Source organism: Lysinibacillus sp. NPDC095746 (genome assembly GCF_044763535.1).
Classification (GTDB): domain Bacteria; phylum Bacillota; class Bacilli; order Bacillales_A; family Planococcaceae; genus Lysinibacillus.
Genome location: NZ_JBIWGL010000020.1, coordinates 49,940 through 72,643, shown reverse-complemented (window position 1 = coordinate 72,643; position 22,704 = coordinate 49,940). Strand labels below are relative to the sequence as shown.

The 22,704-nt window shown below is 38.4% G+C and carries 23 protein-coding genes; 18 read left to right on the top strand and 5 right to left on the bottom strand.

Features of this window, described 5'->3' with window-relative positions:
• The first annotated feature begins 289 nt into the window (after positions 1 to 289).
• The 11 genes from ACIQ7N_RS15745 to ACIQ7N_RS15695 all read left to right on the top strand — a co-directional run bounded on the left by ACIQ7N_RS15745 (position 290) and on the right by ACIQ7N_RS15695 (position 10,290).
• Complete coding sequence (locus ACIQ7N_RS15745; RefSeq protein WP_402933685.1) at positions 290 to 2,704, top strand: Na+/H+ antiporter subunit A; 2,415 nt, start codon at positions 290 to 292, stop codon at positions 2,702 to 2,704.
• Positions 2,691 to 3,113 (top strand): Na(+)/H(+) antiporter subunit B, encoded by a 423-nt coding sequence (locus ACIQ7N_RS15740; RefSeq protein ID WP_132363603.1) that lies wholly within the window; start codon positions 2,691 to 2,693, stop codon positions 3,111 to 3,113. Before ACIQ7N_RS15745 ends, ACIQ7N_RS15740 begins: the two co-directional genes overlap by 14 nt.
• Before the next feature lie 3 nt (positions 3,114 to 3,116).
• The gene (locus tag ACIQ7N_RS15735) at positions 3,117 to 3,455 is read left to right on the top strand and encodes a Na(+)/H(+) antiporter subunit C (RefSeq protein ID WP_132363601.1); all 339 of its coding nucleotides are present in this window, start codon (positions 3,117 to 3,119) and stop codon (positions 3,453 to 3,455) included.
• On the top strand, positions 3,448 to 4,953 hold the full coding sequence (locus ACIQ7N_RS15730) for a Na+/H+ antiporter subunit D (protein ID WP_402933682.1): 1,506 nt from the start codon (positions 3,448 to 3,450) through the stop codon (positions 4,951 to 4,953). Before ACIQ7N_RS15735 ends, ACIQ7N_RS15730 begins: the two co-directional genes overlap by 8 nt.
• A complete protein-coding gene (locus ACIQ7N_RS15725) occupies positions 4,953 to 5,435 on the top strand; it encodes a Na+/H+ antiporter subunit E (protein WP_132363597.1) in 483 nt (160 codons plus the stop codon). Before ACIQ7N_RS15730 ends, ACIQ7N_RS15725 begins: the two co-directional genes overlap by 1 nt.
• Positions 5,435 to 5,719: a Na(+)/H(+) antiporter subunit F1 gene (locus ACIQ7N_RS15720; RefSeq protein ID WP_049663615.1), complete on the top strand. Its 285-nt coding sequence runs from the start codon at positions 5,435 to 5,437 to the stop codon at positions 5,717 to 5,719. The genes ACIQ7N_RS15725 and ACIQ7N_RS15720 overlap by 1 nt, the downstream gene beginning before the upstream one ends.
• A complete protein-coding gene (locus tag ACIQ7N_RS15715; protein ID WP_248717651.1) occupies positions 5,697 to 6,056 on the top strand; it encodes a Na+/H+ antiporter subunit G in 360 nt (119 codons plus the stop codon). The genes ACIQ7N_RS15720 and ACIQ7N_RS15715 overlap by 23 nt, the downstream gene beginning before the upstream one ends.
• Positions 6,057 to 6,318: 262 nt before the next feature.
• Entirely contained in the window at positions 6,319 to 7,116 is a 798-nt protein-coding gene (locus ACIQ7N_RS15710) for a transporter substrate-binding domain-containing protein (protein WP_402933680.1), read from the top strand.
• Positions 7,117 to 7,200: 84 nt separating this feature from the next.
• A complete protein-coding gene (locus ACIQ7N_RS15705) occupies positions 7,201 to 7,860 on the top strand; it encodes an amino acid ABC transporter permease (protein WP_132363591.1) in 660 nt (219 codons plus the stop codon).
• Positions 7,853 to 8,575: an amino acid ABC transporter ATP-binding protein gene (locus ACIQ7N_RS15700; RefSeq protein WP_402933678.1), complete on the top strand. Its 723-nt coding sequence runs from the start codon at positions 7,853 to 7,855 to the stop codon at positions 8,573 to 8,575. Before ACIQ7N_RS15705 ends, ACIQ7N_RS15700 begins: the two co-directional genes overlap by 8 nt.
• Positions 8,576 to 9,474: 899 nt before the next feature.
• Complete coding sequence (locus ACIQ7N_RS15695; protein ID WP_402933676.1) at positions 9,475 to 10,290, top strand: metallophosphoesterase; 816 nt, start codon at positions 9,475 to 9,477, stop codon at positions 10,288 to 10,290.
• A gap of 14 nt (positions 10,291 to 10,304) precedes the next feature.
• Here the strand turns inward: ACIQ7N_RS15695 and tatC are convergent, their stop codons facing one another.
• The 5 genes from tatC to ACIQ7N_RS15670 form a co-directional block, all read right to left on the bottom strand.
• A complete protein-coding gene (tatC, locus tag ACIQ7N_RS15690) occupies positions 10,305 to 11,150 on the bottom strand; it encodes a twin-arginine translocase subunit TatC (protein WP_402933674.1) in 846 nt (281 codons plus the stop codon).
• A gap of 11 nt (positions 11,151 to 11,161) precedes the next feature.
• Positions 11,162 to 11,365: a twin-arginine translocase TatA/TatE family subunit gene (tatA, locus tag ACIQ7N_RS15685; RefSeq protein WP_402933671.1), complete on the bottom strand. Its 204-nt coding sequence runs from the start codon at positions 11,363 to 11,365 to the stop codon at positions 11,162 to 11,164.
• Between the two features lie 434 nt (positions 11,366 to 11,799).
• A complete protein-coding gene (locus ACIQ7N_RS15680) occupies positions 11,800 to 13,512 on the bottom strand; it encodes a GMC family oxidoreductase (RefSeq protein ID WP_402933668.1) in 1,713 nt (570 codons plus the stop codon).
• Positions 13,513 to 13,526: 14 nt separating this feature from the next.
• Complete coding sequence (locus ACIQ7N_RS15675; protein ID WP_248717655.1) at positions 13,527 to 14,273, bottom strand: gluconate 2-dehydrogenase subunit 3 family protein; 747 nt, start codon at positions 14,271 to 14,273, stop codon at positions 13,527 to 13,529.
• 330 nt (positions 14,274 to 14,603) lie between these two features.
• A complete protein-coding gene (locus ACIQ7N_RS15670; protein ID WP_402933665.1) occupies positions 14,604 to 15,788 on the bottom strand; it encodes an alanyl-tRNA editing protein in 1,185 nt (394 codons plus the stop codon).
• A gap of 170 nt (positions 15,789 to 15,958) precedes the next feature.
• On the opposite strand from ACIQ7N_RS15670, the gene ACIQ7N_RS15665 reads away from it, so the two are divergent.
• The 7 genes from ACIQ7N_RS15665 (at position 15,959) to ACIQ7N_RS15635 (ending at position 22,704) form a co-directional block, all read left to right on the top strand.
• Complete coding sequence (locus tag ACIQ7N_RS15665; protein WP_132363573.1) at positions 15,959 to 16,246, top strand: DUF6509 family protein; 288 nt, start codon at positions 15,959 to 15,961, stop codon at positions 16,244 to 16,246.
• A 297-nt stretch (positions 16,247 to 16,543) separates the two neighbouring features.
• Positions 16,544 to 17,689 (top strand): VanZ family protein, encoded by a 1,146-nt coding sequence (locus ACIQ7N_RS15660; protein WP_402933662.1) that lies wholly within the window; start codon positions 16,544 to 16,546, stop codon positions 17,687 to 17,689.
• A 13-nt stretch (positions 17,690 to 17,702) separates the two neighbouring features.
• Positions 17,703 to 19,037, top strand: a complete 1,335-nt coding sequence (locus ACIQ7N_RS15655; protein ID WP_402933660.1) for an FAD-dependent oxidoreductase — start codon at positions 17,703 to 17,705, stop codon at positions 19,035 to 19,037.
• 18 nt (positions 19,038 to 19,055) lie between these two features.
• Complete coding sequence (locus ACIQ7N_RS15650) at positions 19,056 to 19,529, top strand: glutathione peroxidase (protein ID WP_402933658.1); 474 nt, start codon at positions 19,056 to 19,058, stop codon at positions 19,527 to 19,529.
• Between the two features lie 188 nt (positions 19,530 to 19,717).
• Positions 19,718 to 20,485 (top strand): ABC transporter ATP-binding protein, encoded by a 768-nt coding sequence (locus tag ACIQ7N_RS15645; RefSeq protein WP_132363565.1) that lies wholly within the window; start codon positions 19,718 to 19,720, stop codon positions 20,483 to 20,485.
• A complete protein-coding gene (locus ACIQ7N_RS15640; protein WP_402933656.1) occupies positions 20,472 to 22,340 on the top strand; it encodes an FtsX-like permease family protein in 1,869 nt (622 codons plus the stop codon). The genes ACIQ7N_RS15645 and ACIQ7N_RS15640 overlap by 14 nt, the downstream gene beginning before the upstream one ends.
• Position 22,341: 1 nt before the next feature.
• Positions 22,342 to 22,704, top strand: coding sequence for a YxeA family protein (locus ACIQ7N_RS15635; protein ID WP_402933654.1), 363 nt, complete (start codon positions 22,342 to 22,344; stop codon positions 22,702 to 22,704).

Here is a 22,704-nt window from a genome sequence, read left to right as displayed (position 1 = left end):
TTGAGCTAGATCTTTACCATTTGTTTTCCGATTCAAGGAGTACACACTTTATTACATGAATCAAATTTCAAAAGAATTTCTAATATGTTAGTTAGCTTTATTCATTTTTAGTGAGTTTTTTTAGGATCTCCAGCAATTGTTAAATTTTTGTGCGTGAAGCAAAGTATAAAACAGTAGTAACTTCAGTAGATTTGGGAATACTTTATTATCGGTTATTTTCTCATATACACAGTTTTTTCGCACCATATCATACAGTTGCTGAACGAAATTGTTAGTAGGAGGTTTTCACTTGGTTACAGTTCTCTTTGCGATTCTTTTACCAATTATCTGTGCTGCACTTATTCCACTACTTTATAGGCGACTAAGGCGTGTTGCACATCTAGGCTGGTTTGTGTTATCCGTTCCATTCATCTTGTTTCTTTTACTCGCGCGCTACATTCCTCAAATTGCCGAGGGTAAAACGTTTATGCATACATATGAGTGGATTCCCTCTTTTAATATAAATTTCACAACTTATCTCGACGGACTCAGTATGATTTTTGGTTTACTGATTACGGGTGTAGGTAGTTTAGTTATTTTATATTCTATTTTTTATTTATCAACGAAAGAATCTCTTCACCATTTTTACTGCTATTTATTACTATTCATGGGCGCTATGCTTGGCGTCGTCTTTTCAGATAATTTAATGGTCTTATACACATTTTGGGAGCTAACAAGTGTGTCATCTTTCCTGTTAATTGCATTTTGGCATCATCGAAAAGCATCTCGTGCTGGTGCAAGGAAAGCTATGACAATTACCGTTTTTGGTGGCCTTTCAATGTTAGCAGGCTTTTTGATGCTCTATGTAGCTTCAGGTACATTTAGTATTCGCGAAATCGTAGCCAATGTAGGCATTATACGAGATCATACACTGTTTAGCCCAGCATTAATCCTTATTCTAATTGGTGCATTTACAAAATCCGCACAGTTTCCTTTCCATATTTGGTTACCAGATGCGATGGAGGCGCCAACACCGGTTAGTGCTTATTTACACTCGGCAACGATGGTAAAAGCCGGTATATATTTAGTTGCACGTTTTTCCCCAGTATTTGGAGGAGAGGCTGTTTGGTTCTGGCTAGTAAGTGTGATTGGCCTTCTAACATTGTTCTGGGGTTCATTTAATGCTGTGCGTCAGACGGATTTAAAGGCGTTACTGGCCTTTTCAACGATTAGTCAGCTTGGATTGATTATGAGCTTATTTGGGCTAGGATCGGTAGGTCATTATTACGGTTATGCTCCAGATACTGTTCTTTATACGCAGGCAAGCTTTGCAGCGTTGTTCCATCTTATTAATCACTCCACGTTTAAAGGTGCACTATTCATGATGGTTGGTATTGTCGATCATGAAGCAGGCACACGCGATATTCGCCGTCTCGGAGGGCTAATGGCCATAATGCCGATAACTTTCACAATTGCAGTCATTGGTGGATTTTCTATGGCAGGCTTACCTCCCTTTAATGGCTTCTTAAGTAAAGAAATGTTTTTCGCAGCGGTACTAGCGATTCGCAACGTAGAGGCATTTTCAATTGCTGATTTGGGACTACTCTTTCCAATAGTGGCATGGGTGGCAAGTATCTTTACATTTGTTTACTGTATGATTTTGATCAGCCGAACATTTTTCGGAAAACTACGGCTAGATAAGTTGGATAAAAAACCGCATGAAGCTCCGTTAGGGATGCTATTTTCGCCAATCATTCTGTGCCTTTTTGTAGTTGGGATTTTCTTTTTCCCGAACGTGCTAGGGCATTATATTTTAGAGCCTGCTATGGCGAGCATTTATCCAACATTCCCATCAACGAGTGAATTAACGCCACATATTCATGCTTGGCATGGCATAAATGCAGAATTGTTAATGACGCTCGGTGTAATTATTATTGGGGTCATCTTATTTAAAACGTTAAAAAGCTGGAAGCCTTTGTATCGGATATTCCCGCAAAGATATACGTTTAATATGTATTACAACCGTATGATTGAGTTTAGTGAAAATAGTTCTGCGAAGCTTACTAATCGTTATATGACAGGCAATTTAACGCATTATTTTGTTTATATTTATGTATTTTTTGTTGCGCTAATTGCAGGATATTTTATTTGGTCGGATGCTAGTGCATTTAATTTTGCAAAGGATTCCACAATTGAGTCTTATGAGCTCATTTTAGTATTTGTGATGATGTTCGCCGCAGTATGGATAATTTTCGCTAAAGGACGTGTAACAGCCATGTTATTAAATGGCGTACTCGGCTATTCAATTGCATTTTTCTTTGTTATTTTCCGTGCCCCTGATTTAGCATTAACCCAATTAGTCGTTGAATCTGTAACAACTGCATTATTCCTTCTATGCTTTAAATATTTACCCGATTTAATGCCTGAAGCTTCGCGGAAAAAAAAGCAATGGTCTAAGGCGATTATATCCATTTTCGTTGGCGCCACAGTTACATTAATCGGCTTAGCGGTTGTCCATTTTGATCACTTTAAGCCAGTGGCTACTTACTTCAATGATTCCTACGAACTAGCGGGTGGTTCAAATATTGTCAACACAATATTAGGCGATTTCCGTGCATTTGATACGATGCTAGAAGTGGTCGTTCTTCTGATTGCAGGCTTAGGGGTGTATACATTAACAAAGCTAAAGCCACGAAAGGAGGAAACGGATCATGAAAATCAATGACGTCATTTTACGTACTATTACAAAGACGGTCGTCTTCATTATTTTAACCCTTGGTATTTATCTATTCTTTGCAGGGCATCATGCTCCTGGTGGAGGTTTTATAGGTGGTCTCGTGCTGGCCTCTGGCATTGTTCTGTTGTATTTAGCATATGACATTGAAACGGTGCATAAAGGAATGCCATTGGATTTTAAAAAAGTTGCGGCGCTTGGCGTATTACTTGCGACAGGCACAGCAATCGGCTCATTATTTTTCGATGTTCCGTTTTTAACGCAGACACATAGTTATATAAATGTACCGATATTTGGGAAAATGGGCTTTTCGACTGTAACAATTTTCGAGGCTGGCGTAGCTTTAACGGTAGTAGGTGTTGTAGTCACAATAATTTTAAGTATAAGTGAGGATGAGTAGCCAATGGAGTCTTTAATACTAGTGTTAGTTGGTGTATTAGTAGCTGTTGCGACGTACTTAATCCTCTCGAAACAGTTATTACGTGTGATTTTAGGAACTGCAGTCTTATCGCATGCGGCACATTTACTGATATTAACGATGGGTGGACTGAAAAAGGGGGATGTACCACTCTTAGAAGAATCAGAAGGTCCTTATACAGATGCTTTGCCGCAAGCATTAATTTTAACTGCAATCGTCATTAGCTTTGCAGTAACTGCGTTCGTACTCGTTCTTGGTTACCGAGCGTATAAAACGAACGATTCGGCGAATTTTGATGAATTGAGAGGTACGCCGGATGAGTAATATGATTGTCTTACCATTAATTGTGCCGGTTATTACGGCCATTTTACTTGTATTTTTACGTGAAAATGTTTTTTTGCAGCGCATTATTAGTTTATTGACATTAAGCTTTGTTGTTCTTATTAGTGTCATATTATTGCTAGAGATTCAAAAACAAGGTGTGATGCGTATTGATTTTAGTGGCTGGGCACCACCGTTCGGCATTTTATTTGTTGCAGATTCATTCGCAATGCTTCTTGTTTTAGTAGCGAATATTGTCGCAGCCATTTGTTTGCTGTATGCCATTTTTTCAATAAGTAAGAGCTTTGAAAAGATGTACTTTTATCCGTTTGTCCTACTTATGGTAGCGGGAGTTAACGGTTCGTTTCTAACAGGGGATATTTTTAACTTGTTTGTGTGCTTTGAGGTTATGTTACTTGCTTCTTATGCACTTATTAGTTTAGGTGGCGATAAAGTTCAACTGCGCGAGGCGTTAAAATATGTCCTGATTAATATTGTTGCATCTTGGATTTTCCTAGTGGCATTAGCTTTTTTATATGGAACAGTTGGAACGTTGAATATGGCACATATTTCTGTCCGTGTTATGGAGGCAGGAGCTAATCCATTAATAACGACTGTGGCTCTTATTTTCTTAATTGTTTTTAGCTTGAAAGCTGGCCTACTATTATTTTTCTGGCTTCCGGGCTCATACAGTGTACCTCCAACAGCTATAGCTGCACTTTTTGCAGCATTATTAACGAAGGTTGGCATTTATGCACTCGTCCGCACCTTTACATTACTTTTCCCAACGAATACTGAAGTGACTCATATGGTGCTAGGGATTATGGCGGGAGTTACGATTATTGCTGGATGTATGGGAGCATTAGCAGGGCGAGATGTAAGAACAATTGCCTCTTATAATGTCCTAATTGGTGTCGGCTTTATAGTAGCTGGTCTAGCGATCGGTACGGAGTCAGCTTTACAGGGTGTAACCTATTACTTGATGCATGATATGGTAGCTAAGGCCATGCTGTTTTTAGCAGTTGGAATGATGATGTACGTTACTGGCGAAACGGTTATTGATAAAATGAGTGGGCTTATTCGAAATTACCCTCTTTTTGGTTGGTTATTCTTTATTGTCATGTGTTCCCTTGCTGGAATACCACCATTAAGTGGTTTTTTAGGGAAGGTTTTAATTGGACAAGGAGCTATTGAGGGCGGAAATTTTGTTCTACTAGGATTAGGATTTTTATCTAGTTTAATTGTTTTGTATTCACTATTACGAATATTCCTCTCCTCATTCTTTGGAGAAACCATTATTAGTCTAGAGGATGAAAAGCCGTTACCAAAGCGTATGGTCTTGCCACTAACATTATTGGCAGCTTGTACAATTGGCTTAGGAATTGGGGCTGAATGGCTGGCTCCGTATGTAACAGATGCAGCAAAAACGCTTTACACACCATCCATCTATATTGATGCAGTCCTGGATGGTACGACATGGCAAGGTGAGGTGAATAAATAATGGCGATGCAATTTATCTTAAATTTATTTATCGCAACACTTTGGCTCTTGTTACAAGATGAAGTTATCCCGCAGTTTTCGACATTTTTAATGGGGTTTATCGTCGGAATAGGAATTTTATATGCTATGCATCGCTTTTACGGCACGCAATTTTATTTACGACGTGTATTTTCAATCATTAAATTATTATGGCTCTTTAATTGGGAGCTACTATTATCGAGTTATAGCGTAATAAGACAAATTACTACGCCGAAGCTCAAGATTACGCCTGGTATATTTACGTATAAAACAGTGCTTAAAGGAGATTGGGAAATAACAGCACTTGCGTTGTTGCTCACTCTTACGCCGGGCTCAGTAGTGATGGAAGTTTGTGAAGAGGGAGACATGTTTTATATTCATGCAATGGATATTGAACAATCAAAAGAAGCTGTCATTCGTTCTATAGGGAAATTTGAACAAGCAATCATGGAGGTGACACGTTAATGACTGAAAAAATTTTGTTATTGGCTCTGGCGTTATTCAGTGTATCGATTGCGTTGTCGCTGTTTCGCGTGATTCGAGGTCCTTCGTTGCCCGACCGTGCCATAGCACTGGATACAATAGGTGTTAATTTACTTTCAGCAATCGCTATCGTCTCCATTATATTGAAAACAAAGGCGTATTTAGAAGCTATTTTAATATTGGGTATTTTGGCTTTTATTGGCACGATTGCGTTTACGAAATATATTGAAAGAGGTGTGATTGTTGAACGTAAATCAAATGATTGAATGGGCAGCAGTTATCCTTATATTGATTGGCTCCATTGTAAGTGTTATTAGTGCATTAGGGATGATTCGTTTGCCGGACGTTTACACACGCTCACATGCTGCAACGAAAAGTTCTACATTGTCGGTCTTAACATGTCTACTGGGTGCATTTATTTACTTTTGGGTGCATGATGGATATGTGAGTGTACGTTTAATTTTAGGAATTATCTTCGTTTTCGTAACAGCTCCTGTAGCAGGGCATTTAATATGTCGTGCAGCGTATCGCTCTCGAGTACCTTTAGCAGAAGGGTCTGGGGAGGATGAGTTGAAGGAAAAGCTATTTCCAGATGAAAAATAACATTAGTGGCGGACCTCCATTTTTGGGGGTCCTTTGTTGAATATAACTGCTACATTTGTCTGAGTAGATTGATTTATCAGAAAATCAAGTGTAAAATGTTTTATCGGAAAATTTTTAGTTTTGCTTGATTATTACTTCAAAAGGGTATATCTTATTAGCAGATAGATTTTTTATTCTCTAAAGTGAATAAATATCCATTTGATTAATTTCGAGAACGTAGATTTTTATAGACAAAAAATATAATTAAAAGGGGATCATGAATATGAAAAATAAAATTTTTATGCTAATGCTTGTGCTAGTAATTGGTGTATTAGCAGCATGTGGCGCAAAAGATGATAAGGCAAGCGATAAAAAAACAAATGCAAGCGAAGGCACAGAAGAAAAGCAAGTATTAAAAGTAGGTACATCATCTGATTATGCACCATTTGAGTATGTTGACGCTGCAAAAGGTGAAGACATTATTGGTTTTGATATCGATTTAATTAAATTAGTTGGTGACAAGATTGGTGCAGAAATGCAAGTTCAAGATATTGACTTCAATAGTCTAGTACCAGCTCTACAAGCAGGTAAAGTGGATGTTGTTATTTCTGGTATGTCTCCTGATAAAGAACGTGAAAAAGTTGTAGATTTCTCTGATAAATACAATCAAACAGAGCAAGTGTTTATCGTGAAAAAGGATAGTGGAATTAAAAAAGAAGCTGATTTAGCTGGTAAAAAAATTGGTGTTCAAAACGCTTCAATCCAAGAAAAATTAGGCAACAAAATTGCTACAGAAGTAGATGCAACAGTTGAAGGACGTACACGAATTCCTGAAATTATTCAAGACATGATGTCTAAACGTTTAGATGCTGGAATTGTAGAAAGTGGTGTAGCAAAAGGTTATCTTGATACGAATGATAAACTTGAGGCGTTCCTTGTTAAAGAGCAACCTGAAGACTACAAAGCAATCGCTGTTCAAAAAGGTAGCGATCTTAAAGATAAAATTAACAAAGCATTAAAAGAATTAGCTGCTGAAGGCAAAATTAAAGAGCTAGAAGAAAAATGGTTAAAAGTTAAATAAGCAAGTTGGACTGCGATAGCTCTATTTCGAGCTATCGCTTATACTTTCATTTCCTTAAAAGAACATAAGAAAGGAGGGGGCACTGTGAATTTAGATTTTACAGCTATCATTCCCTCTATTCCTTACATATTAAAAGGGATAGGTGTTACACTTCAAATTGCAATCGGTGCTTCAATCATCGGTTTTATAATTGGTATATTACTAGCGTTATGTAAAATTGGTAAAGTGAATGTTTTGCGTTGGTTTGCAGATTTTTATACATCGATTTTCCGTGGCACACCGCTCGTATTACAATTAATGATTATTTACTATGCAGTGCCACAGTTATTAGATATTCAAATTGACCCAGTTCCAACGGCTATTATTGCATTTGGGTTAAACTCAGGTGCTTATATTTCTGAAATCATTCGCGCTGGTATTAATGCGGTAGATAAAGGACAGATGGAAGCGGCACAAGCACTTGGTATTCCGTATGCAAAAATGATGAAGGATATTATTATCCCGCAAGCAATAAAAAATATTTTGCCATCTTTAGTCAATGAGTTTATTACATTAAATAAAGAAACAGCTGTTGTCACAGTTATTAGTGCACTTGATATTATGCGCCGTGCTTACATTGTTGGTGGTGCAACATATCGCTATCTAGAACCTTTACTATTTGCAGGTGTAATCTACTACATTATGACACTTGTATTAACGTTCCTTGGCAAACGAATCGAGAAAGGAATGAGAAAAAGTGATTAAAATTGAAGATTTACACAAATCATATGGAAAAAATGAAGTACTAAAAGGTATTTCAACAGAAATTAAAGAAAAAGAAGTAATTGCTATTATTGGACCATCAGGATCTGGTAAATCAACATTCCTGCGCTGCTTAAATTTATTAGAAGAGCCAACGAGCGGAAAGATTACAATTGCTGGCGACGTTCTAACGGCCAAAGGGACAAACATTATGAAGATCCGTGAAGAAGTCGGTATGGTATTTCAACATTTTCATCTTTTCCCTCATAAAACGGTACTTGAAAATTTAACATATGCACCGATTAATGTGAAGGGAATGGATAAGGCAGCTGCGATTAAAAAGGCTGAAGATTTATTAATGAAGGTAGGCCTATTTGATAAGCGCAATGAATATCCAAACCGTCTATCAGGAGGGCAGAAGCAACGTGTTGCCATTGCCCGAGCACTTGCAATGGATCCAAAAGTAATGTTATTTGATGAGCCTACTTCTGCTCTTGATCCTGAAATGGTAAAAGAGGTATTAGCGGTTATGAAAAATCTTGCTGATACTGGGATGACGATGTTAATCGTAACGCATGAGATGGGCTTTGCACGTGAAGTGGCTGACCGTATACTATTCCTTGACGGCGGAAAGTTAATTGAGGATACATCACCAGAACAGTTTTTCGCCGCACCATCTACTCAGCGTGCAAAGGATTTCTTAGAAAAAGTATTATAAACGACATAACGCATTTAGACTTTCTAAAAGGAGTGTCTAAATGCGCTTTTTGCTTTTGTTGAGGTATTCATTTTATTTTATCTCTTCAGGACCCCGTAACTTTCGACGGCAATGTTTGCTTATCAATTGGTATTTCTTTTTATTGTATGACTGATGTGTGGATATTAGCTGCCGTAGTCGCCTTAGCAACCTTTTTCAAGTTCGCTAGTCTAATCATGTATCTTTCGCTGATTAACTTACGTTTCTATCCAAGTGCGTGAATAATTACAACTTGACACGGAGCCTCTACTCGCATGCTGTAAAGTTGTAATATACAAAGGGAATCAAAAATGTACTTGGTTAAACAAGTATTTTTGTACATATTTATTTCAACGTTTATATCTAGTTTAAATTTCTTGCCTACTTTAGAGGGATCTCTTTAAATGTAGCACTTTTGGGTTACTCTTTTGTTCAATCTAATGATTTTATGTGTATGTGCTTACAATTATTTTGTTTTATGCTTATAATAGGGGGGTCAGATTTTTATCTTCATTCAGTAGAATCTCCCACCTCTAAAGGTGATGAGATGAATGTGCATGTGTTCCTTTTCAGTGGGTATCTACTGAAATAGAGGAACTCAAGCTAAGAACGCCACGTCCTGTGGCAAGTTAACTGTGCGAAAGCGAAGCGACAGCAACACGGTTTTATCTGTGCGAAAGCGAAGCGACAGCAACAACAACACACGACTGAGTGACCAACATCATGTTGGCCAAAGCCTCCGGCGGATGTCACGGATTTTTGGATTTAATTGTGCAAAATCCGGACGCATTGTTTATCTGCGCGAAAGCAAAGCGTCAGCGGCAATTACGCCAAGGCGAAATGGATCTGATGAAATAGTAGCCTAGGGTGAGCGATTGCGATTGAAAAAATTATTATATGTAGCTTTTTTTGTTGTTTTTATAGTCATTTTTTTGTACGTAAACAATCACTGGCTGGTTGTAAGCAAGTATGAATTCGAGTCAGAAAAAGTGCCTGCCAGCTTCGATGGGCTACGCATTACACAAATATCAGATTTACAGGATGCTCTCTTTGGCGAACAGCAAGAGAAGCTCATAGCAAAGGTGAAGGCAACAAATCCTGACCTAATTTTTATTACAGGTGATTTAGTTGATAGTAATCGTTATGATTTGGAGCGAAGCTTGCAAGCTGCTAGAGGATTAGTTAAATTAGCGGATGTCTATTATGTACTAGGAAACCATGAAGTAGCGACGAATAAAGTGAATGAAATTTATGAGGAGCTATCATCGTTAGGTGTACATGTGTTGTCCAATGAATCGACCTTAATTGAGCGCGACGGGGAGCGCTTGGCGATTGTTGGCATAGAAGATCCGTTATCAGGTAGAACAACGAAAGAAATGCTAGAGATAGCAACAAAAAATGTTCCACCAAATGTATTAACGATATTACTAGCACATCGACCAGAAGTGTTTAATACGTATGTAGAGTTTGGAATTGATTTAGTATTTGCAGGACATGCGCATGGTGGACAAGTTCGAATTCCTGGTATTGGCGGTCTTTTCGCACGAGGACAGGGAATATTCCCGAAATATACGGCTGGTCTTTCTAAAGAAGGCACAACAACTATGGCCGTTAGTCGAGGATTAGGCAACAGTACAGTACCTATGCGGATTTTTAATCCACCAGAGATTGTTGTCATGGAATTAAAGAAAAAATAAGCACTGCGTCTTTGCTACGCAGTGCTTTCTATTTGTTTACGCTCTATACGTTTAACAAGGTAGATACTTATTTCATATAAAATAATCATCGGAATTAAGACGAGTAGCTGACTAATAAAATCGGGTGGTGTAATTACAGCAGAACCAACGCCCATCCCGATATAAGACCAGCCTCGTATTTTTTTCATGGATTCAGCCGTTAGTACACCAAGGGACGATAAAAAGAGGGCTACAACTGGTAATTCAAAGAGTAGTCCGAGTGGTACAGTTGTCATCACTAAAAAATGCATGTATTCATTTGCGGATACCATCACATCAAAATTAGCTGCTCCAACACTTACTAAAAATGAATAGCTAAGTGGATTCACAATAAAGTAACCGAAAGCTACGCCTATTAAAAAGAGTAAAAGCATGACAGGTGCATAAAGACCGAGGAAACGGCTTTCTTCTTCTTTTAAACCTGGCTTTACGAAACTCCACAAAAAATGAACTAAAAATGGCATTGATAGTCCAAATGCTAGTGTTGTGGAAATCGTCATATAAAATTTGACAACCTCTAACGGCCCTAAAATAATTAGTGAATGTCCTCGAGTTACATAAGGGAACCAACTATTAATAGTAGAGAATACGATAATAAAAAATAAAATAAATACGATAAGCCCTTTAATAATTTGTTTTCGTAGTTCCGTAAGATGTTCAAGCAATGTGGCTATTGGAAAGAGTGGCCCATCGGCTTCCGTATCCGGTTCAATTGTCTCTACTGGAACTTCAACAAAAGCCTCCACTGGTGTGAGAGGCTCAGCTTCTTTCTTATCAAGTGGACTTAAATATTTTCTTTTTCCTTCTTCATATGGATCCATAGGACAACCTCCTACGAAGCGTCAGCTTTTTTTTCTTCTTTTTTTGCTGAATCATCCTCATCATCGATAAGCCCCTTCGTGGACTTTTTGAACTCCGCAAATGTTTTACCGACTGCACCGCCGATTTCCGGTAATTTTTTTGGACCAAACACGATTAAAACAATGACTAAAATGATGATTAACCCAGGTACACCAATTGCTCCGAGACCTCCCATAGTCTTACCTCCTTTTTAATAAAATTAGATTATCAATCATGCCCCGGCATAATTGCGTCTGGAATCGGCTTTAGTGCAAGCACCAAGAACTCCTTTTTCGATTCTGTGACATTCGCCGGAGACTTTGGGCCAACAGATGTTTTTTGCGCGAAAGCGTAGTGCTAACGCAGCGTCAGCAGCATGATGTTTTTTGCGCGAAAGCGTAGTGCTAACGCAGCGTCAGCAGCATGATGTTGGTCACTCAGTCGTGTGTTGTTGTTGCTGTCGCTTCGCTTTCGCACAGACAAAACCGTGTTGCTGTCGCTTCGCTTTCGCACAGACAAAACCGTGTTGCTGTCGCTTCGCTTTCGCACAGATAACTTGCCACAGGACGTGACGTTCTTAGACTGAGTTCCTCTATTTTAGCGGGTGTCCAAACATCCGCTAAAAAGAAGTTATACTAAGGAACCGCCTGATTTGCTATATTTCACAACACCCTCTGCACAGCGGTAGGCTAGTGCCCCTAAAGTACCTGTTGGGTTATAGCCACTATTGTGTGCAAAGTTTCCGGCACTTACAGCAAAAAGATTTTCTGCATTCCAATGTTGCAAGTAGTTATTCACAACGCCATCCTCTGGCTTTAAGCTCATAACTGTTCCGCCTGTATTATGGGTTGTTTGATACGGTACAATATTGTAATCAGTGATTTCAGCATTTGGGACAACAATTTTAGCGCCCATTTCTTTCATAATGTCAGCTGCACGTGCTGAAATATACTTATGAAGTGCGCGATCCTGATCCGTAAAGTTGTAGGTTAACTGTACAAGAGGTAAGCCGTAAGCATCCTTATACGTAGAATCTAGAGATAAATAATTTTCTTTATGTGGCATTGAAGCACCCTGTGCACCAATCCCGAATGAGCGTGTATAGTAATGAATAGATTGTTTTTTAAATTCTGATCCCCATGTTGGCGTATCAGGAGGTGTTGGGTTTGAGCCGATAGGACGCGCACCTGTTTGTGTCAGAGCTATATTTCCACCGTGAATAAAATCTAAATCACTATGATCGAAATTATCTCCATTATAATCATCTAAGCTCATACCAAGGGCACCTGCACCCATAAAAGTGTTATACTGCTCATCGAAAAACCCTGCAGCTCCAGGGAGTATTTGATAGCAATAGTTTCTTCCAAGTGTCCCTCTTCCAGTAGCTGGATCATATCTTTCCCCAATGTTAGAGACCATCAATAACTTGGCATTATTAAAGACATAACTAGTAAGTACAACAGCGTTTGCTGGTTGAATAAATTCTTCACCAGATATCGTATCGATGTATCGGACACCAGTTACTTTATTGCCTTTCTTTAAAATTTCAACAACATTGGAATTATAGCGTAAGTCAAAGTTACCTGTTTTTAATGCAGTAGGAACAACAGTAACCTCCGCAGATGATTTGGCGCCATATTCACAACCAAAGCGTTCACAGAAGCCGCAGTATTGACAAGCATTAATCGTTTCACCGTCAGGGTTCTTATAAACTTCTGATAAATTTGCAGAAGGTACCATGTAAGGCGATAGTTTTAATTTTTTTGCAGCTGTTTCAAATTGCGTAAGCATCGGTGTCATTTTCATTGGCCCCGTCGGATAAGGATTTGAACGTTTCCCGCTAAAAGGATTTTTATCATCACCGGAAATACCGGACGTTTTTTCGAATTTGTCGAAATAGGGCTCAAGTTCATCGTATGTTAATGCCCAATCCTGTAATAAATAATCAGGTCCAAGCTTATTCGCACCATAACGTTTGTCTGTCATTGTTTTAATTTGAAAATCATACGGTAAGAAGCGATACGACATACCGTTCCAATGTGTACCAGAGCCGCCAAGCCCTTCACCAAGTAAAAAGGAACCGAGCTGACGCATAGGCAATGCCTTCATATTCCGATTATTACGGAAGCTGATCGTTTCCTTTGAGAGATTTTGCATTAAATCATAACGAATTGCATAACGATACTCGTCGTGGATTGTCAAATAATCTTCTGTGCCGCGCTTTTGTCCACGCTCTAAGCCAACGACCTTTAAGCCTGCCTTCGAGCACTCTGCAGCGACAATGCCGCCGGTCCAACCTACCCCGACTGTTACAACGTCTACACCTGGTAATGTTTTTGCCATTTACTAACCCCCTATTAGTGGCTACCTAATGAATTAGGCTCAATTTTTTGGAATTTCGGTTCTTCGATTTGCGTAATATACGCCATTTGATGACCGGGGAAGCCTTTCATTCGCCAGCCATCCATATTACGATTACCGCCATATATAGGGTCAGAGTAAGCACCTTCTAATGTTGCTGCACGTAATAAAGTAAAGAAGAAAGCAGATGTGACGCCACTCATTTGTACGTCGCCTTTCTGGAAGGCAGTTAAAATTTCATCCATTTGCTTAGCCTCTATATCATTGAAGCTCTTTTTATAGCGATTCTGTGCTTCCGACTCCAACCTTTGGACACCTTGCTTAAAAATTTCCGCTCGCGTTAAACGACTCTGATAACCTTGTGTTGGCGCACCCTCACCGAATGGTCCATGCATGTATTCTTTAGAATTACTACCATATTGGCCTGCTAGCTGATGGTCGATAAAGTAAGGCACATCTAAGCCCTTTGCCCCTGGACCTAAATCGTCCTCAGGGAAAATACGTTCAGTCGCATTTGCCAAAATATTGAAATCTCTTTGATTCATAAAAAACATTTTAGCTTTTGGCGAGCCAGTCTCTTCAGTAGCAGTTCCATGCTGACCATGCTCTAGCGTAGCAGTTCCTTTACCAGGCATGTTATAGCCTACAAGGCCTCCTATTAATCCACCGCCGACTAATGTACCTGCTGCGATCCCTGTCGTTTTTAAAAAATCACGACGTGAAATATCTTTTTCCGAACTCATAGAAATCCTCCCCTCAAAATGTATAGAAACTATTCTATTTTTTATAATCAGCAAAAAAAGTAAATTATAATCAGGTATCCCTGGTAAAATTTATAATTTAATCCAACCGAGGATTCAATTTAATGTAATCGGGATAGATTGTGGATAAGTTGTGCATTGCATGTGGATAATGTGTGGGGAAATAAGATAACGATTACTGCAGCTAAGGAAATGTCTGTGGATAATTATCAATTGGGGAGATAGCGGCAATAGGATGTTCAGTAAATGATGCCATGAATGAGTAAAGGAGCTACCCCAGTAATGGGGAGCTCCTATCATCGAAATGATTTGTTATTGAACTACTTCTTGTATAGCTTCAAAAAGTTGCTCGGTAGAAATAATACGCTCGCCACCGCCTTGTACCATCTGCTCACTGCCGCCACCTTTTCCGTTAATGAGTGGCAATGCTTTTGCAGCAATGTCCTTCATACTTTTCTCAACTTTTGCACCACGTGCTGCGACAAACTGGAGCTTGTCTTCATTTTCTGAAATAAGTAATACGATCGCTTCAGTCTGCTCAGCGACAATAGTTCTAGCTAATTTTTGCAGCTCTTGCATAGTACGCTGAGTAAAGGCTGCGGTAATAATACGTTCTTTACTAGAAACTAGCGCCTTTGCTTCATAATTCAGTAGGTCCTCTTTTGCTGCTACGAGTGCTTTTTCTGTATTTTTCTGTGTTGTTAACATTTTTGTAAGTGCTGTAGCTGCTTCAACCTCAGGTACACTTAATTGTCTTGCAACGTCAGCTAGTACTTTCTTTCGCATGGCAAGCTCTGCTAAAACCCTGTGACCACAGACAAAGGAGACACGAATATTACCCTTCATTTTTTCAGTGCCAAGGATTTTTATCGCACTTACTTGTCCTGTAGATGTTGGATGTGTACCGCCACAACCGTTGTAATCAAAGTCCGGAATAATAACAAGTCGAATATCTCCTGTGACGGCTACCTCTTTACGTAGGCTATAGTTCTCCAGTTCTTTTTCTGTAACCCATTTCGTTTCAATCGGAAGATTCTCTAGAATAATTTTATTAGCACGAGCTTCTGCTGCTATAAGCTGCTCTTCCGTTAGGGTATCCACTGCAATATCAATTGTGACCTGCTCAGAACCCAAGTGGAAGCTAACGGTAGGTGCATCAAAGAGCTCGACAAAAGCCGCTGTTAAAATATGTTGACCTGCATGCTGTTGCATATGATCAAAGCGCCGTTGCCAATTCAATTTACCATGCACTTCACCAACTAAATTTGAAGAGTCACCTTGAATATAATGACGAATTTCATCATTCATTTTCTCAACATCGATGACCTCGATATCATTTAAAGTACCTGTGTCATGAGGTTGTCCGCCTCCAGTTGGATAAAATGCAGTATTTGATAGCACCACGTAATTACGGCCATCTAAATCGGTCCCTTTATTGACAACTGTTGCATTAAATTCACGCAGCATAACATCTTGATAATATAGTAGTTCTTTCAAGAAAAAGCCTCCCCCTTTATGTAGAGTATTCATATGAGAATCATATCTCTCAATTAGTTCCATTTCATTGTGGCATAATTACTTTCTAGTGTATATGAGTTTTCTATTTGACCCATGCTGAATTTGATTTAATATATATAAGAGCAGGTTAACTTAAAGGAGATCGTACAATGGAAATTACACAATTCTCGATGGAAGAAATTTTAGATCCAACAAACATTATTGAAGGCAAGCGCTACGAATTTATTTTAGATGTAGATATTGATGAAGAAGATGAGCTTTATCACGAAGCAGGAATTGAAATTCGTGTACTAATTGCTGAAAAAGGTGAAGAGTCATTTATTTTAAATTACTTCATCATGGAAAAAGCTGAAGGCGAATATTTAGACTTTGCATTAGAGGATGAAGAGCTAGAGGAAATTTTAGCATTCTGCAATGAGGAAATTGCAAAAGCATAATATGCTCGCGTAAAACCTTTCCAACAAAAATTAATATTCTTATTTGGTAAAATTCCGCTCTTCTTTCAGTGGGCAGGCACGAGCTACATTGGCGTACTCTTGTTTGTCTCCTGGGAGTTTACGCGGAATTTTAACTTTACATCATTAGTTAAGATTATTTAAGGTTGGTGAAACATTCGTGTTGTATTCAAGTGCTAAACTAAGTTTAAGGTTATTTTGAAGTTTATCACTGAAGCGGCTCATCGGACGTCCAGTCGAAACGGAAATCAACCACACTTTATGGTGAAGAGGTGTTCTATGTCAGTTTATACACATTCTATTATGGTAGCTTTGTTAATAACAATTTTCTTATCCTTTGTACTATTTGTACCTTGGCTTATTTATACGTATCGGAAATATGGCTACTTATCTGTATCCAAAACCATTATTATGTTCTCATTTATTTTTTACTTTTTATCGGCATTATGCTTAGTTTTACTACCTTTCCCGGAAACACGTGATACTTGCTCTCTACAAGCTGCAGATACCGTTCATTACAATTTACATCCTTTTCAATTTGTCACGGATATTTTAAAGGATAGTGGGATTGTTCTGACGAATCCATCAACGTGGATTTATATACCAAAGCAGCCTGCTTTTTATCAAGCATTCTATAATTTCTTACTGCTCATGCCATTCGGAGTATACTTGCGTTATTTTCTTAAAAAAAGAGAGTACTGGAAGCGTGCATTTCTATTTAGCTTTTTGCTAACATTGTTTTATGAGGTAACTCAATTTACGGGGATTTATGGCATCTTTAATTGTGCGTATCGAATTTTTGATGTGGATGATTTAATGCTTAACAGTGTTGGTGCACTATTAGGATTCTTTTTAGCCCCTGTTGTGTGGGCGCTGTTTCCTTCACATGAAAAGGTAGCGGCTAAAGCAGCAGAAATGGTCGAAAAAGATATCATCAAGCCATTATCTATTTTGTTAGCACTAGCAGTGGATTTGATTATCGCACAGTTCATTTTGTTCTTCGTTAGTGTCGTAACAGGCAATAGTGGCATGTTCGAGTTTTTAGTGAGAATTGCTTTGTATATGTTGGTATTTGGAGTTGTTCCAAGCTTTACAAGTGGGGCAACATTAGGAATGAAATTTATGCGTTTTACAATGGTCAGTGAAAACGGCAAAAGTATTGTCAGTCAATCTTGGCGCCGTTGTGTTGCTATTCTCGTGGTAGTATGTACGTCGAAAATGATAACAACTATCGGAAATATTCAATTAGATATGGATTCACCATTTTATGTACTGCAAATTGTCATTACATTGCTAGCCTTTATTGCGAATTTTGTTCTAACGATGGTAATTGCTATTCATGTAATACGGGTCATCGTAAGTGGAGGCAGACGCCGTTTATTTATGGACTATTACGCAGGCTTACTAGCAACGAGAAAAAAATAAGGGGGATTGTTGGATGAAATACGTAATCATTGGAGGAGATGCTGCCGGAATGTCAGCAGCAATGGAAATATATCGAAATGTACCAGGAGCAGAGATTACATCTGTAGAACGTGGCTTTATTTATTCATATGGGCAGTGTGGTTTGCCCTATGTGGTAGATGGGCGTATTTCATCGACAAAGCGTCTTATAGCAAGAGATGTAGAAACTTTTCGTGATAAGTATCGTATTGATGCCCGTGTTGGTCATGAGGTGAACAGAATTGATGTCGAACAGAAGCTAGTTTTTGGAACGCAGTCGTCCGGGGAATCGTTTGAAATTCCTTATGATAAGCTACTTATTGCAACAGGTGCAGATCCTATTATGCCGGTGGAGAAGGGTTCAGATTTAGCGGGTATACACACGGTGAAAACAATACCGCAGCTAGAGGATTTACTAGCTGATTTAACGTTAGATATAGAAAATGTAACAATTATAGGTGCAGGCTATATTGGGCTAGAAATGGCCGAGACGATACATGCTTGCGGTAAAAAAGTTAGATTGATTCAACGAGGTAGCTATGTTGCAAGAATTTTAGACGAAGAGCTTGCGCAACATGTTCATGAGGAAGCAAAAAAGAATGACATCGAGCTTGTGCTAAATACAAAAGTAGAGGCGTTTGAGGGCAATCAACGTGTTGAGCGTGTTATTACGGACAATGGCGCTTTTGATACAGATTTAGTCATTATGGCCGTTGGAATTAAACCGAATACACAATTTTTAGAGGGAACAGGTGTAGCACTAGCTAATAATGGTGCGGTCATCGTCAATCGACATTTAGAGACATCTGTTGAAAATATTTATGCTGCGGGAGATTGTGCAACGCATTTTAATATTGTAAAAGAACGCTTAGATTATGTACCTCTTGGCACGACTGCTAATAAGCAAGGTCGTTTAGCGGGACTCAATATGTCAGGCAAATCTGCGCCGTTTAGTGGTATTGTAGGTACTTCAATCTTAAAATTTTTCAATTTAACAATCGCTACGACAGGTATTAATGAGCGCAAGGCTAAAGAGCTAGGCTTTGAGTATGAGGCCTTTAAATTATCTGCCCGTCATATTGCAGGTTATTACCCTGGTGCTCAACGGATGTTTATTAAAATTGTTGTTCGTAAACGAGATCAACAACTTTTAGGAGCACAAATTGTTGGACCTGCAGGTGTTGATAAACGGATCGATGTGTTTGCGACCGCCTTATACAATAAAATGACATTACCAGATTTACTAGATTTAGATTTAGCCTACGCGCCTCCATTCAATGGTGTTTGGGATCCTCTACAGCAGATTGCTAGAAAAAATGGACGTTTATAACATAGGGGGTAATTAGAAATGAGCATTTACGACATTCAAGTTGCTCTAGACGATGGTACTGAATATAGTTTAGATCGTTATAAGGGTAAGGCAATGTTAATTGTTAATACGGCTTCCAAATGTGGTTTTACACCGCAGTTTGAAGACTTAGAAGATCTATATAAAAAGTATCAGGATAAAGGCCTTGTTATTCTTGGCTTCCCATCAAATCAGTTTAAGCAAGAAGTTGCGACTGCTGAGGAAGCAGCATCACAATGTCGGTTGACGTATGGAGTAACATTCCCAATGCATGAAATAGTAAAGGTCAATGGTAAAGATGCACACCCTATTTTTGAGCATTTGACATCCCATTCTAAAGGCTTTCTAGGCAACAGTATAAAGTGGAATTTCACCAAATTCCTTGTGAATCGTAATGGTGAAGTTGTTGGACGTTATGGATCAGCAGATAAGCCGAGTAGCTTTGAGGATGATATTAAAAAAGTATTAGCATAATAAAGTTGGAGGATTCACGCACAGTTTGTGTGTGAATCCTTTTTGGTCGATAAAACACATAAAGGTTTCGATAAAGTGCAAAAAATTCTCGATAAATTGTCTACAATTTAAGGTTGTTGTAAGCTTGCGACAACTTTGTTGTAAGTTTGGGGTCGTATACTAAAGTCAGAAAGAAGAGGTGAGCGTTTATGACGCCATTATTAAAGGTACAAAATGTAGAAAAAACTTACGGCAAAGGCGCAAATACATTTACAGCGCTATCGAATATATCATTTGAAGTAGAAAAAGGAGAGTTTGTTGGTGTAATGGGGCCTTCGGGGGCTGGGAAATCGACGCTACTAAATGTGTTAGCGACAATCGATACACCAACGACTGGTGAAATCATTATTGGTGATACAAACTTAGCGCGCATGAAGGACGCAGAGTTAGCAGATTTTCGACGCGACAATCTAGGTTTTATTTTCCAAGACTATAACTTACTTGATTCTTTAACCGTTCGTGAAAATATCGTACTGCCACTTGCGATTGCAAAAGTGCCAACAAAGGCAATTAACGCAAAGGTAGAACGCATAGCTACACTATTTGGGATAAAAGAGTTACTCGATAAATACCCTTACCAAATTTCTGGCGGGCAAAAACAACGTACAGCATCATCACGTGCATTAGTTACAGAGCCGAAATTAATATTTGCGGATGAGCCAACTGGTGCTCTGGATTCAAAATCAGCAACAGACTTACTTGAAAGTTTAAGTGATTTGAATAATTCTCAAGCGTCCACTATTATGATGGTGACGCATGATGCATTCGCAGCAAGCTTTTGCCAGCGCATTCTATTTATTCAAGATGGACAGCTTTCTAAGGAAATTCATCGTGGTACTCAAACAAGAAAGCAATTCTTCCAAGAGATTTTACAGGTGCTTGCTGGCATCGGAGGTGGAGTAAATGACGTTATTTAGTTTAGCGCGTAAAAATATTCAGCGTAATTTGTCGAACTACTTTTTATATATCGCCTCGATGGTTTTTAGTATCGTCATCTACTTTACGTTTGTGACATTAAAATATAATGATGATATTTTAGCCTCACAACAATTTTCACGGCAAATTAAAGGCTTAATGAGTGGATCATCTGTTGTGTTATTATTCTTTATCGTCATCTTTATGGCGTATTCCAATTCGTTTTTTATGAAAAAACGTAAAAAGGAAGTAGCACTTTATTCGCTATTAGGTGTACGTAAACAGAAAATCGGCTTAATGCTCTTTTTTGAGAATTTAGTGATCGGTTTTGTTTCTCTAGTACTAGGGATTGTTCTTGGATTCTTTATGTCACAAGGTTTATTAATGATCTTAGTACGTTTAATGGGCTTTGAGGTTGTAGGAAGTTTAACATTTTCCCCTGAGGCTCTAGTCAATACAACATGTATTTTTGCGCTACTATTTTTATTCACATCTTTACAAGGCTATCGTGTCATCTATCAATTTAAATTGATTGACCTGTTTCATGCTGAGAAGCAAGGAGAGAAAATTCCACGTGCATCATTAATAGCAGCTATTCTTGGGACAGCGCTACTTGCATTTGGTTATTATACAGCGTCAGCTGATATTTTTACGAGTAAAATTTGGAGATTCTTCACAATATTAGGGACGCCACTGATGGTTATAGGTATGACAATTGCAGGGACATATTTATTATTCCATAGTGTTAGCGTATTTGTGTTAACGGCGTTGAAAAAAGCAACTTCTTGGTCATGGAAAGGCTTAAATTTAATTGGTGTATCACAATTATTGTACCGTATTCGAGCAAATGCTAAATCACTTTCTATTATCGCTATTTTAAGTGCGACAACGATCACAGCAGGTGGCGGCGTTTTCGGTATGTATTACAATGCCGAAGCCAGTGTACGTCATGCGCTACCTAACACATTTATGTGGAAGGGCGATACGGTAAAATTTTCTCAAGAAGACGTCTTATACAACGAATCGCTTTCTGTGAAAAAATTACGTGTGGATAATGAATTTTCGTTTTTTGAATATACATTATTAAAGGAATCCGACTATAATCGTCTAGCAAAATTGCAGGGAAAAGATGAACAACTGCACATTGCAAATGGTGCAACAGTTTTACTTGATACAAGCTTCGATGAACGTTTTTCACATGATTTTACCGGTGAAGAATTTAAATTAGAGAACGGGGAATCATTCCATGTGGATAAAATGTATACAGAGAGTGTATTAAACTTTATTCCAGCTGGGACAGTCCTCGTTGTAAATGATAAAGTGTTCGCTGCAACTAATGCTGAAGATGTTAAAATGCAGGTAGTTGGTATGGACAATGACTTAAAGCAACAGGCTATTTCAAAGGAAATTTACAATCAACTATCTACTGAACAGCAAGAAGGGTTTTCAAGTGTTCCGCAAAGTTATGAGGATGGTTTAGCTACTGTAGGATCACTATTGTTTGTAGGAAGCTTTTTAGGATTAGTATTTTTAGCAGCGACAGGAAGTATTATTTACTTCAAAGTTTTAACAGAGGCAGAGGAAGATCAGCCTAAATATGCTATTTTAAATAAAATTGGTGTGAACAAAAAACAAATACTAAAAACAGTTGCAGGGCAGGTTGCCGTTATCTTTAGTGCACCACTCGTTGTTGGCATCGTCCATAGTGCATTTGCGCTACTAGCCTTTTCACAGCTATTTAGTATGGATATTACTAAACCAGTAATTCTGTGGATGATTGCTTATTCAGCAATTTACGGCATCTATTATATCTTTACAGTTCGTTCATTCTATAAAATTATTAGACAGGGGAATTAATATGAAAAAGGTTTTCTTAGGTATAGGAGCATTGTTCTTATTGTTCGTTGTAGGTCTTGTTGTGCTGATGACCGTTGATTTTAACCGTTTAAATAAAGAAGCATACTATGTTCATATCACTACTGATGGTGAAATGGAGGAATTCAAGGCAAGCAACGGAGAAATATGGAAGTCATATTGGTACGAGCTACCTGCTTATGACGAGAACGGTGAAGAGAAAACATTGAAGTTTTCAGCTCAGAAAAATTTACGTCATGATGCATACTTAAAGCTTTATGTAAAAAAAGAAACAGAAGTTTCATCATATGATGAAGTAAAATTCCATGAGCTACCTGCAAAAATACAGGAGTTAATGAAGAAATAA

Excerpts from the sequence above, each read along its gene's own strand:
- ACIQ7N_RS15655 (WP_402933660.1), top strand. The coding sequence starts at position 17,703 with ATGAAATACGTAATCATTGGAGGAGATGCTGCCGGAATGTCAGCAGCA.
- ACIQ7N_RS15675 (WP_248717655.1), bottom strand. The coding sequence starts at position 14,273 with ATGAGTTCGGAAAAAGATATTTCACGTCGTGATTTTTTAAAAACGACA.
- tatA (WP_402933671.1), bottom strand. The coding sequence starts at position 11,365 with ATGGGAGGTCTCGGAGCAATTGGTGTACCTGGGTTAATCATCATTTTA.
- ACIQ7N_RS15660 (WP_402933662.1), top strand. The coding sequence starts at position 16,544 with ATGTCAGTTTATACACATTCTATTATGGTAGCTTTGTTAATAACAATT.
- ACIQ7N_RS15645 (WP_132363565.1), top strand. The coding sequence starts at position 19,718 with ATGACGCCATTATTAAAGGTACAAAATGTAGAAAAAACTTACGGCAAA.
- ACIQ7N_RS15725 (WP_132363597.1), top strand. The coding sequence starts at position 4,953 with ATGGCGATGCAATTTATCTTAAATTTATTTATCGCAACACTTTGGCTC.
- ACIQ7N_RS15635 (WP_402933654.1), top strand. The coding sequence starts at position 22,342 with ATGAAAAAGGTTTTCTTAGGTATAGGAGCATTGTTCTTATTGTTCGTT.
- ACIQ7N_RS15740 (WP_132363603.1), top strand. The coding sequence starts at position 2,691 with ATGAAAATCAATGACGTCATTTTACGTACTATTACAAAGACGGTCGTC.
- ACIQ7N_RS15735 (WP_132363601.1), top strand. The coding sequence starts at position 3,117 with ATGGAGTCTTTAATACTAGTGTTAGTTGGTGTATTAGTAGCTGTTGCG.
- tatC (WP_402933674.1), bottom strand. The coding sequence starts at position 11,150 with ATGGATCCATATGAAGAAGGAAAAAGAAAATATTTAAGTCCACTTGAT.
- ACIQ7N_RS15665 (WP_132363573.1), top strand. The coding sequence starts at position 15,959 with ATGGAAATTACACAATTCTCGATGGAAGAAATTTTAGATCCAACAAAC.
- ACIQ7N_RS15720 (WP_049663615.1), top strand. The coding sequence starts at position 5,435 with ATGACTGAAAAAATTTTGTTATTGGCTCTGGCGTTATTCAGTGTATCG.
- ACIQ7N_RS15650 (WP_402933658.1), top strand. The coding sequence starts at position 19,056 with ATGAGCATTTACGACATTCAAGTTGCTCTAGACGATGGTACTGAATAT.
- ACIQ7N_RS15710 (WP_402933680.1), top strand. The coding sequence starts at position 6,319 with ATGAAAAATAAAATTTTTATGCTAATGCTTGTGCTAGTAATTGGTGTA.
- ACIQ7N_RS15730 (WP_402933682.1), top strand. The coding sequence starts at position 3,448 with ATGAGTAATATGATTGTCTTACCATTAATTGTGCCGGTTATTACGGCC.
- ACIQ7N_RS15680 (WP_402933668.1), bottom strand. The coding sequence starts at position 13,512 with ATGGCAAAAACATTACCAGGTGTAGACGTTGTAACAGTCGGGGTAGGT.
- ACIQ7N_RS15640 (WP_402933656.1), top strand. The coding sequence starts at position 20,472 with ATGACGTTATTTAGTTTAGCGCGTAAAAATATTCAGCGTAATTTGTCG.